Origin of the sequence: Natrinema salifodinae (assembly GCF_900110455.1) — an archaeon.
In the GTDB taxonomy this organism is placed as follows: domain Archaea; phylum Halobacteriota; class Halobacteria; order Halobacteriales; family Natrialbaceae; genus Natrinema; species Natrinema salifodinae.
Genome location: NZ_FOIS01000002.1, coordinates 409,015 through 421,525, shown reverse-complemented (window position 1 = coordinate 421,525; position 12,511 = coordinate 409,015). Strand labels below are relative to the sequence as shown.

Genomic DNA, 12,511 nt, shown 5'->3' with positions numbered 1-12,511 from the left:
GATCTGACCCGGTACCTTTTACCGCTCGGGGTTACAAGCCGCGATACATGGTTTTCCGGCTCGTGCTCGGCTGCGGGACCGTCTGCCGCCAGGTGACCGAGCGACTGTCCGAGCGCGACGGCCGGCTGCTCGCGATCACCGACGACGAGAGCGTCGTCGAGACCCTGCGCGACGAGAGCGTGCCGGCCCGCAGCGCCGATCCGAGCGATCCCGCGGCCATCGCGACCGAGGACATGCCGGACGTGATCTTCGTGGCCAGCGACCGCACCGACGTCAACCGGGCCGCGCTCGAGGCCGCGCGCGACCGGTTTCCCGACGCGTCGATCGTGGCCTATCTGGGCGGTAACGCGACGACGGGCGACCGCGAGCGGTTCGAGGCCCTCGCGGAGCACGTCGTCGGCCCGGGACAGACCCTGGCCGACCGCGTGCTCGACGCGACCGCCAGTCCGTCCGCCGAGGCCGCCCTCGAACTCCGACAGCAACTCGCGGCTATCGACGGTCGCCTGGCGGTCGTCACCCACGACAACCCGGATCCGGACGCCATCGCGAGCGCGGTGGCCTTGGTCGACATCGCCGAGTCGGTCGGCGTCGAGGCCGACGCCTGCTATTTCGGCGACATCTCCCACCAGGAGAACCGGGCGATGGTCAACTTGCTCGATCTGGATCTGCGCAACCTCGCGCCCGACGAGTCGATCTCGGAGTACGCGGCCGTCGCCCTCGTCGACCACTCTCGGCCGGGCGTCAACGATCAGTTACCGTCGGACCTTCGCATCGATATCGTCATCGACCACCACCCGCCTCGCGGGCCGGTCCCCGGCGAGTACGTCGATCTGCGGCAGGGTGCGGGTGCGACGAGCACCGTCCTGACGGAGTACGTCGATCAGTTCGACATCCCCTTCGACCCGGCGACGGCGACGGCGCTGCTGTACGGTATCCGGGTCGACACGAACGACTTCACCCGCGAGGTCTCGCCGGCCGATTTCCGGGCCGCGTCGATTCTGTGTCCCCACGTCGATACGTCGCTGTTGGAGCAGATCGAACAACCCTCGCTCGAGGGCGACACGCTCGAGACGATCGCGCGGGCGATCAAGAACCGGATCCAGCGCGGTTCGGTGGCCGCCGCCAGCGTCGGCCGAATCAGCGACCGCGACGCCCTTCCCCAGGCGGCCGATCAACTGCTCGCGATGGAAGGGGTCGAGACGACGCTCGTCTTCGGGTTCGACGACGAGATGGTCTACGTCTCGGCACGCTCGCGGGCCAACGACGTCGACCTCGGCGAGACACTCCGGGACGCGTTCGAGCGGATCGGCAGCGCCGGCGGCCACGCCGATATGGCCGGCGCACAACTCGAGATCGGGATCCTCGGGAGCGCGGACGAAGACGAGGACGAGGAAGTGGTCGACGAGGACGAGGTCGAGTCGATCGTCAGCGTCGTCGAGGAGGTCATCACCAACCGGTTCTTCGAGGCCATCGAGACGCGGCCCGGCACTCCCGTCGACGCCTACGACCAGACCAGCGAGTGGCTGTTCACGAAACGAAGCGACGCCGGCGACGGCGAGTCGGGATCCGAGTCCGCCTGACCCGTCACGTCCCGCTCGTCCTCCCTCGTTCCGTCGGCCCCTCTTCCGTGCCGGGCACGCCCGGCGTCGGAGACCGGCGCCAGTGACAGTGCTTTTGCGCGCGGCGCCCGTTCGTCAGCGTATGGAGGTCGTGTCGGACCGGACCAAGCCCCGGGTTAAGGACTACATGACGCGCGACGTCGTCACGGTATCGCCCGACGAGACCGTCGGCGAGGTCGCGACGCGAATCGACGAGAGCGAGGAACACAGCGGCTTCCCCGTCTGCGAGCGCCGACGCGTCGAAGGTTTCATCAGCGCCCGCGACCTGCTGCTCGCGGACGACACCGATCCGATCTTCAGGGTCATGACGACCGATCTTCTGGTCGCCCACCCCGACATGAAGGTCACCGACGCCGCCCGTGTCATCCTCCGATCGGGCATCCAGAAGCTTCCCGTCGTCGACGACGCGGGCAACCTGGTCGGCATCATTTCCAACGCCGACGTTATCCGCAGCCAGATCGAGCGCGCGACCCCCGAGAAGGTCGGCAAACTGAAGCGGACCTTAGAACAGATCCACGAAGTCGACCTGCGCGAGGAACGACGGACCGTCCCCCTCGCCGACCTCACGCCCACCCAGGGCCGCGTGTACGCCGACGAACTCGAGGGCCGCCGGTACGAACTCGAGCGCGGCCTGGCCGAACCGCTGGTGGTCATCGACAACGCCGGGACCCTCCTGCTTGCCGACGGTCATCACCGCGTGCTCGCGGCCGACCGCCTGGGGATCGACGAGATGGACGCCTACGTCATCGTCGTCGACGACGAGATCGACCTCGGCATGGCCCGGACGGCCGAGAAGGAAGAGCTCGAACGGATCGACGACATCGAAGTGGTCGACTACGCGCGCCACCCGCTAGTCCAGACGACGAAACGGCTCCAGTCCAACGGCGGAGCGGAGCCGTAGCCGGGCTGGTGCCGCAGACGGACAGCGCCGAACCCAGGACCGCTCGGGCGATCGGGCGTCCGACGGCCTGTGGCCGCGGCGATTTTCGACGGCGTCTCATAGTTGCCGACCGCGGACAGTCAGTCCGGCCGACCGCTGGTGACCGTTTTCCGTGTCCGTGCGGTACCTCGCTCGATGGCTGGATCACGCACACCTGACCGCATCCTCATCGCCGGTGCCAGCGGCGACACCGGGATCGAACTCCTCTCCGTCCTGCGGCCGACCGAGATCGCCGTCCGCGCGACCACGCGATCGTACGCGGCCGCGGACACCCTCGAACGCCACGGAGCCGACGAGGTCATCGTCGCCGACTTCTTCGAGTCCGCCGACGCCGTGGCCGCCGTCGAAGACTGTGACATCGTCTACTGCGCGCTCGGAACGTCGCCTGGCCTGCGCCACGTGACCGGCAGCAAACTGGTCGATCGAACCGGCGTCATCAACCTCGTCACCGCCGCGATCGCGGCGGACGTGTCCTACTTCGTCTTCGAGAGCGCGATCGGCGTCGGGAACTCGAAAGCGGGGCTGTCGCTGCCCACCAGGCTCCTCGTTCGAGGAACGTTGCGGGCCAAGCAAGACGCCGAAACGGCACTGCGCCGGTCCGGACTCGGATACACGATTATCCGCCCGGGAAAACTCACGAACGACCCACCTAGCGGCGAGGTCATCGCCGGCGAAGGCGGCGACTCCGTCTCGGGATCGATCCCGCGGGCCGACGTCGCCGCGGTCATGGCCGCCGCGCCGTTCACGTCCGATGCGCGCAACCGTACCGTCGAAGTCGTCAGTCGCGACGGCCTGGCGGACACGCCGAAGCGCTGCGTCGATATCGACTGGGCCTACGACAGCCTGGTAGCGGGGCGCGAACACCTCCGGATCTGACCGCCTCCGGGACCGGATCGAGAGTGAAACTGACCGAGGGTGGGCTACAACGGACGCGTTCTCAGCGCGACCGGTCGCGCCCGAACCTTCATAGCTCTGTCGGCAAATATTACGACCATGTACGATGATGAGGAACTTGAGGAGATCCGCGACGCCGGCGAGCGGTGGGAGGCGGAGACGGTAGCGCCGACGCTCGAGCGCCACGGCGAGCGACGAGAGCGGTTCGCGACGGTCTCGAACCACGAGGTAGACCGGCTGTACACGCCCGAGGACGTCTCGGACCTCGATTACCTCGACGACCTCGGGTTCCCCGGCGAGGAGCCGTACACTCGCGGGCCGTACCCGACGATGTACCGCGGGCGGACGTGGACGATGCGCCAGTTCGCCGGCTTCGGGACGGCCGAGGAAACCAACGAGCGCTTTCACTACCTGATCGACGAGGGCCAGACCGGGCTTTCGGTGGCCTTCGACATGCCGACGCTGATGGGGCTGGACTCGGACGACCCCATGAGCGAGGGCGAGATCGGCAGGGAGGGCGTCGCCGTCGATACCCTCCGCGACATGGAGATCCTTTTCGACGGAATCGACCTCGAGGAGATCTCGACCTCCTTTACGATCAACCCCTCCGCGCCGGTGATCTACGCGATGTACGTCGCGCTGGCCGACCAGCGGGACGTCCCCCGCGAGAAGCTGCGCGGGACCCTCCAGAACGACATGTTCAAGGAGTTCATCGCCCAGAAGGAGTGGGTGATTCCGCCGGAGCCCTCGCTGGATCTCGTGACGGACGTCGTCGAGTTCAGTACCGCGGAGACGCCGAAGTTCCACCCGATCTCCATCTCCGGATATCACATCCGCGAGGCGGGGTCGACGGCGGTTCAGGAACTCGCCTTTACGCTCGCGGATGGCTTCGGCTACGTCGAGGACGCGATGGACCGCGGGCTCGACGTCGATGAGTTCGCGCCGCGCCTGTCGTTTTTCTTCAACTGCCACAACTCCTTCTTCGAGGAGATCGCGAAGTTCCGCGCGGCCAGGCGGATCTACGCCCGGGTGATGGACGAGTGGTACGACGCCGAGGCCGACGAGTCCAAGCGGCTCAAGTTCCACACCCAGACCGCGGGTCAGTCGCTGACCGCCCAACAGCCGCTGAACAACATCGTTCGCGTCACGATTCAGGCGCTTGCCGGCGTGTTCGGCGGGACCCAGTCGCTGCACACGAACAGCTTCGACGAGGCCCTGGCGCTGCCCTCGGAAAAGGCCGTCCGGGTCGCCCTGCGCACCCAACAGATCATCGCCGAGGAATCCGGCGCCGCGGACATCGTCGACCCGATGGGCGGTTCCTTCGCCATCGAGACGCTCACCGACGAGGTCGAGGAACGTGCGATGCGCTACATCGAAGCGATCCGCGAGATGGGCGACGGCTCCGTTCGCGACGGCATCCTCACGGGCATCGGCGACGGCTACTTCCTCCGGGAGATCCAGGAGGCCTCCTACGAGTATCAGGAGCGCGTCGAGCGCGGCGAGGAGGTCGTCGTCGGCGTCAACGAGTACACCCTCGAGGAGGACACCAGTCCCGACATCCTCCAGATCGACGAGACCACCGCGGAGCGCCAACTCGGTCGGCTCGAGGACGTCACGGCCGAGCGGGACGACGCAGCCGTCGAGGACGCGCTCGAGGACCTTCGTCAGGCCACCGAACGTGGCGAGAACACGATGCCGTTCATCGTGGACGCGGTGAAAGCCTACGCCACGATGGGCGAGATCATGGGCGTCTTCGAGGATCAGTACGGCGCCTACAGCGAGCAGATCGGCCTGGCCTGACGGGGCGTCTCGAGCCCGTCGCGGCCGTCGGGTGTCGGGTCCCGATCACGACTCTACGGCGTCCTCGTCGAACCGCGAGAGGACGCGGACGACGGCGCCGATCGCTATCAGCAGGCCGCCCACGGCCACGGCTCCGTAGATCGCGAGCGTGACCGGCGAGACCGGCACCGCGAGCGTGAGGACGGTGATCTCCTCGAGCCCGGTCCGTCCCGGGAGCGTCGCGCCGAGTACGGCCCCGAAGGCGGCGGTCGCGGCGACTAACGCGAGCCCGAGGCCGACGACGACGCCCCGGCCCGCCATCGTTCGATCGTCGAACACGACTGCCGGTACGTCGCTCAGGAAGTAGGTTTTTGCGCCGCGACGGTGACTGAGCGACTATGGAAGAGAAGGAACTGTTCTTACTCTTGCTGGTCGGGATCGCGATCCTGATGGCGCTAACCGGGTTCGTCCTCATCATCAACTGACACGGGTTCAGCCGTCACGTCTCGGACGTGTCGTGTCGCGTGTGGTCGTCGGTCTCGATCGCCCTGGCTGCGTAGTAGGTGACGAATGCGAGCGTCCCCATCGTCACGATCAGGACGGCAAACTGGACCGTCGACTGCAGCGGGTCGAATCCCCAGGGGTTGAACACCGCGAAGACGACGACGAAGAACCCGATGATCAGGAACGGGATCAGGTTGACTGTGAGGTCGAGCGCGATTTCCGCGTCGAAGGCGCGTCTGCTCATGGATTGAAACTAGTTTCGGAGGGGTCTCTCTTACTCGGATGGATCGGTCGCTTTCGGGTCGGTTTCGACTCGGTACCTTGTGTTACGCGCGCCGCGACCGCAGGAGCCCGGCCCCGACCGTCGTCACCACGCCGGCGACAACTAACGCCGCGCCGCGACTCGCCAGGCCGGACAGCGGATCGAGGAGCCCGATCGGCACCGTCCCGGTCGCGTGGGCGATCAACACCGCGCCGACGGCGACGAACGCGGCGCCGAATTTGGCCGCGAGCGCGAGCGGGCGGTCGACGTAGTCGGCGTCCGCCAGGATGCCGGCGACGCTCGCGGCGAAGATCACCAGGCCGCCGACGGCGACGGGCGTGAGATCGACGACGATACCGACCTCCGAGCCGACCAGGCCGACGGCCACGAGCAGCGGCCACGGGGTCGCGGCGTCGGTCCGGTCGGTCTCGGGTTCGGTCCGCCTCGAGTGATCGGCCATACCCGACCTTCCACGTCCAGGGGGTAGTATCTGACCCTGCCGTTCGGCAGCTGTGACTGTTCCGGGGATGGAGACGATGATCGAAATCAAGGAGGAAGCAGGCGAGCGAATTCGGAACGCCGGTCGGCTCGTTACTCGTCGCGCTCGATGACGAACTCGGTGAACTCGTCGAGCTTCCAGGCCGTCTCGTCGTCGAAGTCCAGGTCCGCGATCGCCGCTCGGGCCTCGGCGGCCAGGTCGAGCGCACGCTCCCGGGCGTACTCGATGCTGCCGACGTCCTCGAGGATCGCGAGGGCTTCGAGGACCTCGTCGTCGGCGGTGGTGTCGGCCTGGAGAATCTCCTGTAGCCGCTGTGCCTGTTCGGCGTCGCTCTCCTGAAGGGCGTGGATGACCAGCAGCGTCTTCTTGCCCTCGCGGATGTCGTTGCCGAACTCCTTGCCGAACTCGCCGGCCCGGCCCAGCGAGTTCTCGACGTCCAGGATGTCGTCGCCGATCTGGAAGGCGACCGCGGTTAGCTCCGCGTACTCGGCGACGGCCCGCTCGACTTCGGGCGGCTGGTCGGTGATGATCGCGGCCAGGCGTGCGACGATCCGGCCGAGACAGCCGGTCTTGCACGCGCACATCTCGAGGTACTCCTCGGTCCCGATTCGGACGTCGCGTTCGTTGTGCCAGCAGATGTCCATCCCCTGGCCGAGGTGGGTCCGGTTGAGTTCGTGCATCAGCATCTCGTAGGCGGCCAGGCGGCGATCGGCCGGGAGGTCGGCCGGGTCCTGCGTCAGAATTTTCAGCGGCAGGAAGTACATCGCGTTGCCGGCGTTGAGGGCGATGTCGCGGCCGTAGATGCGGTGTAACGCCGGTTCGCCGCGTCGGATCGTGGCCTCGTCCTCGACGTCGTCGACGATGATCGTGCCGTTGTGCAGAATCTCCGGAATACAGGCGTAGGGTAGGTACTCGGCCGGATCCGCGCCGAATCCGTCCACGAAGACGAGAAAGAGCACCGCGCGCCACCGCTTTCCGCCGCGGTCGAGCAGATCCCACAGCGGCGTCGACAGCGCGTGCTGGATCCCCGCCGGATCGTACTCGTAGGTGGGTGCGCCGAAGAACGATTCGAGGTAGTCGGCGTCGATCTCGCGTGGGACCAGGTCGGCGATCGCCTCGTCGATGGCCGGCCGCCAATCGGCAAGCGTCTCCCGCATACCCGATCCGAGAGGGAGCGGGCTAAAAAAGATTCGCAGTTAGTCGTGTCAACAACAGGGACAAACTACTGCGGCGTTCTCGCGGCCGCCGGCCCGGGCGAGCGGAACCGTTACACGGCAGTGTCGCCACGTTGCAGCCGTACTCATGTCCGACTGGATCGGCACGATCTTCACCAGCGACGTCGGCTGGGACCACCTCGAGGCCCTCGTCGACGTCGGGAACCGCATGGCCGGCAGCGAGGGCGAACGCGAGGCGGCCGAACTGACCCGGGACGCGCTGGCCGACGCCGGCGCGCGAAACGCCCGCCTCGACACCTTCGACATTCAGGGCTGGACGCGCGGCGACAGCGCGATCACGGCCGGCGACACGACCCAGGACTGCATCGCCCTGCCGCGCAGTCCGTCCGAGCGCGTCGGCGCGCCGCTTCTCGACCTCGGCTACGGCCTCCCCGAGGACTTCGAGTCGACCGACGTCGAGGACGCGATCGTGATGGTCCGCAGCGACATCCCGGACTACTACGACCGGTACGTCCACCGCCGGGAGAAGTACTACCACGCCGTCGAAAACGGCGCCGTCGGCTTCGTCTACCGCAACCACGTCGAGGGCTGTCTGCCGCCGACCGGCAGCGTGGGCACCGACGAGGATCCGATCGGTGAGATCCCCGCCGTCGGCGTCTCGAACGAGGTCGGCGCGCGCCTGGCCAGGCGGTTCGACGGCGAGTCGATCACGGTCTCCGTCGAGGCGGACATTCACGACGCTGAGAGCCAGAACGTCCGCGCCGAACTCGGCCCCGACACCGACGAGCGCGTGCTCGTGACGAGCCACGTCGACGCCCACGACATTGCCGAGGGCGCGATGGACAACGGCGCGGGGACCGCGATGGTGGTCGAACTCGCCGCCGCCCTGGCGGCCCGCGAGGACGAACTCGAGACCCGCGTCGAGTTCGTCGCCTTCGGCGCGGAGGAGGTCGGCCTGGTCGGGTCCGAACGCTACGCCGATCGGGCGGACCTCGAGTCGATCAAGGCGGTCGTCAACAGCGACGGCGTCGTCCGGAATCGGACCCTCTCGATCGTCACGCACGGGTTCGACGCGCTCCGGAACGCGGCGACCGACGTCGCGGACCGCTACGACCACCCGATCGAGACGGTGCCGCAGGTCGGACCACACAGCGACCACTGGTCGCTGGTCAAGTGGGGCGTCCCGGGCTGTCACGTCAAGTCGACCGCGGACGACGTCGGCCGCGGCTGGGGTCATACCTTCGCCGATACGATCGAGAAACTCGAACCCCGGACGCTGCGCGAACAGGCGATCCTCCTGACCGAGTACGTCGTCGAACTCGCCCGCGAGGACGTGACGATCGACCACCGGGAGCCCGCGGCCATCGTCGAAGATCTCGAATCCCAGGACCTCGCAGAGGGGATGCGGATCACCGGCGATTGGCCCTACGACGCGTAGGCGCCGTCGACCCATCGTCGACGTCGTCGAGGCGAGCGACGATCGGACGCCGGCACGCGAGCGCGCCCGACAACCGTACGCTTTTGAGCGGCCCGTGTGAACTGACGGGCATGGATGCCGCCTGGAGCGCGGGCGAGGACCCCGTCGTCGGCGTCGTCGATCGCGAGGGGGAGGCGACCGACGCTGACCGGAGCGGGAGCGCCGACATCGACGCGATCGACCCGTCGACGCTCTCGACTGTCGATGCGACCCACGTCAGCGGCGATCTCGAGGAGGTGCTCGCGGCCGACCCGTCGGTGCTGGTTACGGCCGGCGAGGCCGCCCTGGCCGCGGCCGCCCGCACCGGCGTCGACACGCCGATTCTCCCGGTTGGCCCCGTCTCCGGAATCGAGTCGGTCGTCCGCGACGGCCTGGTCGCCGCGCTCGATGCGGTCCTCGACGGGGACGTCGCCCGACGGCCGCGATCCGTGCTGGGCGTTACCCTCGAGTCCGGGAGCGCTGACGACCACGACCCCGATTCCGCGTCCGCCGTCGACGAACGCGCGCTGTTCGACGTGACCCTGGTCACCGACGAGCCGGCCCGGATCTCCGAGTACGGCGTCCGAAGCCGGGGGTCCGACGTCGCGACCTTCCGCGCCGACGGCGTCGTCGCGGCGACGCCCGCGGGAAGCCACGGTTACGCGAGCGCCGTCGAGGCACCCCAGCTCTCGCCGGCCCTCGACGCGCTCGCGGTCGCACCGATCGCTCCCTTCGTGACCCAGACCAGGCGGTGGGTGCTGCCGAACGACGACCTCGCGGTGACGGTCGAACGCGACGAGGGCGATGTCACCCTCGTGGCCGACGGCCGGTCGGTCGGAACGGTTACCGTCGACTCCCGGGTCACCGTCTCGGTCGTCGGAACGCTCCCGACGCTGGTCGTTCCAGGATATTCAGAATTGTAACACGATAGAGCAGTCCCTCGGACGGAGCGGGAACGGCCGAAAAACGCGGGATCCACCGGCCGTTGGCTACCGTCGGACGGGCGGACGCGAAATCGATCGCGCCGGGAGCGAGGTTAGCTGTTGTACGGTGGCTCGTCTCGGTGGTGGTCCGGGTTCGCGTTCTCGGTGGCGTCGGCCTCTCGTTCCGCGGACTGCTGCTCGATATCCTGACGTCGTTCTTCCTCGTCCTGTCGCTCGCGGGCCTCCTTCTCTTCCTCGGTGAGCTCCTCCTCGTCTCGAGCCTCCTCGGGGTCGCTCTTCTCTTTTGCGAGCTCGACGTCCCGTCCGTGTTCGTCCTTGCCGGTGTTCTCGCGTTCGTCGGTGTTGTCGGACATAGTGATCCCGATTGAGGGTATCGTCGGTCCCTGAAAAGGCGTTGGGCTTGCGAGGGTCGGCGTGTCGGTGATATCGGGTCAGCAGCGCCGATACCGGCTGATTACCACGGTTCGCCGGAGGCGAGATCGATCTCGCTGTCGCCCTTCGCGGACGGACAGACGTCCGCCAGGACACAGTCGGCGCAGTCGGGATTGCGGGCCGTACAGGTCGCCCGTCCGTGATCGATACAGAGGTGGGTGAACTGCTGCCAGTAGCCCTCGGGGACGATCCCCATCAGGTCCTGCTCGATCTGCTCCGGATACTCCTCCTCGGTCAGTCCGAGCCGCCGCGAGAGCCGCTGGACGTGCGTGTCGACGACGATCCCCTCGACGACGTCGTGGCCGTGCTGGAGGACGACGTTCGCTGTCTTCCGGCCGACGCCGGAAAGCTCCGTCAGCTCGTCCATCGTGTCCGGCACCTCGCCGTCGTGCTCCTCAACGATGGTCTCGCAGGCGCTGCGGATGTACTTGGCCTTATTATTGTAGTAGGTGATCGAGTTCAGGTCCTCCGCGAGCTCCTCCTGGGGCGCGTTCGCGTAGTCCTCGGGCCCGTCGTACTTCTCGAAGAGGTGTTTCGTCTCTTTGTTCACCCGCTCGTCGGTACACTGGGCCGAGAGGATCACCGCGATCAGCAGCTCCAGCCGGTTCGAGTACCGCAGCGAGATCGTCGAGTCCGGGTACGCGTCTTCGAGGCGATCGATGACTTCCGCCGCCTGGTCGGCGCGGGTCTCGAGCGGGGTTCCCATGCCGAATCCGTTGGAGAGCGCGCATTTGAGCCGTTCGGTTCGGAACGGCAGCGCGACGAGTCGCCTGGCGGCCGCGGGGACGCGAGCGGGGCCGACGTCGATGCGGACGACGCGGCTGACGCGACGGAGCAGTAATCGAGAGGGCGGTAGGGCGGCGGGACGGTGGACAGCGGAGATGAACACGTACGCGGCGATTGAGCGCCCGAGCGGCCCGATAACGGGGTCCAGAAGGATGCCGTGAGCTTTAAGCGGCCCTCAGCCACGTATCAGGGTATGAAAGCCACGGCGATGGCCCACCCCATTCAGGGGTTAGTCAAGTATCACGGGATGCGCGACGAGATCGAGCGACTCCCCTATCACGATAGTATCAGCGTCTGCACCGCGCCGAGCCACACTCGGACGACCGTCGAGTTCTCGATGGACTACGAGGAGGACACGTTCGTCGTCGACGGCGAGGAACTCGACGGACGCGCGTACGAACGGGTCGAGGCCGTCGTCGAGAAGGCTCGCTCGCTGTCCGACGCCGCCCACACCGTCTACCCCGTCCGCCTCGAGAGCGAGAACAGTTTCCCCTCTAACGTCGGACTCGGCTCGTCCTCGTCCGGCTTCGCGGCCGCCGCGATGGCCTTGGCAGAGGCGGCCGAAATCGACGCCTCCAAGCAGGTGATCTCCACGATCGCCCGCGTCGGCTCCGCCTCCGCCGCGCGCGCGGTCACCGGTGCCTTCTCGCAGCTCCACACCGGCCTCAACGACGAGGACTGTCGCTCCCGGCGCATCCCGTCGGACCTCCACGAGGACCTCAAAATCGTCGTCGGCCTGGTCCCCTACCACAAGGAGACCGAGGACGCCCACCGCGAGGCCGCCGACAGCCACATGTTCCAGGCTCGAAACGCTCACATTCACGGCCAGATCGCCGAGATGCGCGACGCCCTCCGCGAGAACGACTTCGATCGCGCGTTCGAACTCGCCGAACACGATTCGCTCTCGCTCGCGGCGACGACGATGACCGGTCCCGAGGGGTGGATCTACTGGCAGCCGGCCACCCTGGCGATCTTCAACCGCGTGCGCGAACTCCGCGAGGAGGAGGACATCCCCGTTTACTTCTCGACCGACACCGGCGCCAGCGTCTACGTCAACACCACCGAGGAACACGTCGACGAGGTCGAGGAGGCCGTCGCCGACTGCGGCGTCTCCACGACCGTCTGGGACGTCGGCGGACCCGCGAAGCTGCTCGACGAGGACAAGCACCTGTTCTGAGAGCCGGAACTCCACTCTCCGCCGCGAAGCTCCCGAATTTGCCT

Annotated in this window: 13 protein-coding genes; 7 read left to right on the top strand and 6 right to left on the bottom strand. The window is 67.4% G+C overall.

The genetic code is table 11. From position 1 onward, the window contains the following. Positions 1-47: 47 nt before the first annotated feature. The 4 genes from BMY29_RS07500 to BMY29_RS07485 all read left to right on the top strand — a co-directional run bounded on the left by BMY29_RS07500 (position 48) and on the right by BMY29_RS07485 (position 5,253). Complete coding sequence (locus BMY29_RS07500; protein WP_049988568.1) at positions 48-1,580, top strand: DHH family phosphoesterase; 1,533 nt, start codon at positions 48-50, stop codon at positions 1,578-1,580. A gap of 121 nt (positions 1,581-1,701) precedes the next feature. Then, positions 1,702-2,520 (top strand): CBS domain-containing protein, encoded by an 819-nt coding sequence (locus tag BMY29_RS07495; protein ID WP_049988567.1) that lies wholly within the window; start codon positions 1,702-1,704, stop codon positions 2,518-2,520. Between the two features lie 174 nt (positions 2,521-2,694). Beyond that, positions 2,695-3,435 (top strand): SDR family oxidoreductase, encoded by a 741-nt coding sequence (locus BMY29_RS07490; protein WP_049988566.1) that lies wholly within the window; start codon positions 2,695-2,697, stop codon positions 3,433-3,435. Between the two features lie 117 nt (positions 3,436-3,552). Further along, entirely contained in the window at positions 3,553-5,253 is a 1,701-nt protein-coding gene (locus tag BMY29_RS07485; protein ID WP_049988565.1) for a methylmalonyl-CoA mutase family protein, read from the top strand. A 45-nt stretch (positions 5,254-5,298) separates the two neighbouring features. On the opposite strand, the gene BMY29_RS07480 is transcribed toward BMY29_RS07485, so the two are convergent. The 4 genes from BMY29_RS07480 to BMY29_RS07465 all read right to left on the bottom strand — a co-directional run bounded on the left by BMY29_RS07480 (position 5,299) and on the right by BMY29_RS07465 (position 7,654). Next, positions 5,299-5,571, bottom strand: a complete 273-nt coding sequence (locus BMY29_RS07480; RefSeq protein ID WP_143067669.1) for a DUF7520 family protein — start codon at positions 5,569-5,571, stop codon at positions 5,299-5,301. A 160-nt stretch (positions 5,572-5,731) separates the two neighbouring features. After that, positions 5,732-5,980: a DUF6684 family protein gene (locus BMY29_RS07475; RefSeq protein ID WP_049988563.1), complete on the bottom strand. Its 249-nt coding sequence runs from the start codon at positions 5,978-5,980 to the stop codon at positions 5,732-5,734. Between the two features lie 82 nt (positions 5,981-6,062). Next, positions 6,063-6,458 carry a DUF7541 family protein gene (locus tag BMY29_RS07470; protein WP_049988562.1) on the bottom strand — a complete coding sequence of 132 codons (396 nt, stop codon included), beginning with the start codon at positions 6,456-6,458 and terminating at the stop codon, positions 6,063-6,065. A gap of 131 nt (positions 6,459-6,589) precedes the next feature. Further along, positions 6,590-7,654, bottom strand: coding sequence for a polyprenyl synthetase family protein (locus BMY29_RS07465; RefSeq protein WP_049988561.1), 1,065 nt, complete (start codon positions 7,652-7,654; stop codon positions 6,590-6,592). Positions 7,655-7,799: 145 nt separating this feature from the next. Here BMY29_RS07465 and BMY29_RS07460 point away from each other — a divergent pair, with 145 nt between their 5' ends. Both BMY29_RS07460 and BMY29_RS07455 read left to right on the top strand, forming a co-directional pair. Then, the gene (locus BMY29_RS07460) at positions 7,800-9,110 is read left to right on the top strand and encodes a M28 family peptidase (protein WP_049988560.1); all 1,311 of its coding nucleotides are present in this window, start codon (positions 7,800-7,802) and stop codon (positions 9,108-9,110) included. Positions 9,111-9,220: 110 nt separating this feature from the next. Next, positions 9,221-10,051 carry an NAD(+)/NADH kinase gene (locus BMY29_RS07455; protein WP_049988559.1) on the top strand — a complete coding sequence of 277 codons (831 nt, stop codon included), beginning with the start codon at positions 9,221-9,223 and terminating at the stop codon, positions 10,049-10,051. Positions 10,052-10,164: 113 nt separating this feature from the next. Here BMY29_RS07455 and BMY29_RS07450 read toward each other — a convergent pair whose 3' ends face one another. Both BMY29_RS07450 and nth read right to left on the bottom strand, forming a co-directional pair. After that, on the bottom strand, positions 10,165-10,425 hold the full coding sequence (locus BMY29_RS07450; protein WP_049988558.1) for a hypothetical protein: 261 nt from the start codon (positions 10,423-10,425) through the stop codon (positions 10,165-10,167). 101 nt (positions 10,426-10,526) lie between these two features. Beyond that, positions 10,527-11,210, bottom strand: a complete 684-nt coding sequence (gene nth / locus BMY29_RS07445) for an endonuclease III (protein WP_049988730.1) — start codon at positions 11,208-11,210, stop codon at positions 10,527-10,529. Positions 11,211-11,483: 273 nt separating this feature from the next. Here nth and mvaD point away from each other — a divergent pair, with 273 nt between their 5' ends. Continuing rightward, positions 11,484-12,467, top strand: coding sequence for a phosphomevalonate decarboxylase MvaD (gene mvaD, locus BMY29_RS07440; RefSeq protein ID WP_049988557.1), 984 nt, complete (start codon positions 11,484-11,486; stop codon positions 12,465-12,467). Positions 12,468-12,511: the final 44 nt, after the last annotated feature.

What these genes read in the sequence shown, in the direction of transcription:
- BMY29_RS07500 (WP_049988568.1), top strand. Translation starts at nt 48, where the DNA reads ATGGTTTTCCGGCTCGTGCTCGGCTGCGGGACCGTCTGCCGCCAGGTG.
- BMY29_RS07495 (WP_049988567.1), top strand. Translation starts at nt 1,702, where the DNA reads ATGGAGGTCGTGTCGGACCGGACCAAGCCCCGGGTTAAGGACTACATG.
- BMY29_RS07490 (WP_049988566.1), top strand. Translation starts at nt 2,695, where the DNA reads ATGGCTGGATCACGCACACCTGACCGCATCCTCATCGCCGGTGCCAGC.
- BMY29_RS07485 (WP_049988565.1), top strand. Translation starts at nt 3,553, where the DNA reads ATGTACGATGATGAGGAACTTGAGGAGATCCGCGACGCCGGCGAGCGG.
- BMY29_RS07475 (WP_049988563.1), bottom strand. Translation starts at nt 5,980, where the DNA reads ATGAGCAGACGCGCCTTCGACGCGGAAATCGCGCTCGACCTCACAGTC.
- BMY29_RS07470 (WP_049988562.1), bottom strand. Translation starts at nt 6,458, where the DNA reads ATGGCCGATCACTCGAGGCGGACCGAACCCGAGACCGACCGGACCGAC.
- BMY29_RS07465 (WP_049988561.1), bottom strand. Translation starts at nt 7,654, where the DNA reads ATGCGGGAGACGCTTGCCGATTGGCGGCCGGCCATCGACGAGGCGATC.
- BMY29_RS07460 (WP_049988560.1), top strand. Translation starts at nt 7,800, where the DNA reads ATGTCCGACTGGATCGGCACGATCTTCACCAGCGACGTCGGCTGGGAC.
- BMY29_RS07455 (WP_049988559.1), top strand. Translation starts at nt 9,221, where the DNA reads ATGGATGCCGCCTGGAGCGCGGGCGAGGACCCCGTCGTCGGCGTCGTC.
- BMY29_RS07450 (WP_049988558.1), bottom strand. Translation starts at nt 10,425, where the DNA reads ATGTCCGACAACACCGACGAACGCGAGAACACCGGCAAGGACGAACAC.
- nth (WP_049988730.1), bottom strand. Translation starts at nt 11,210, where the DNA reads ATGGGAACCCCGCTCGAGACCCGCGCCGACCAGGCGGCGGAAGTCATC.
- mvaD (WP_049988557.1), top strand. Translation starts at nt 11,484, where the DNA reads ATGAAAGCCACGGCGATGGCCCACCCCATTCAGGGGTTAGTCAAGTAT.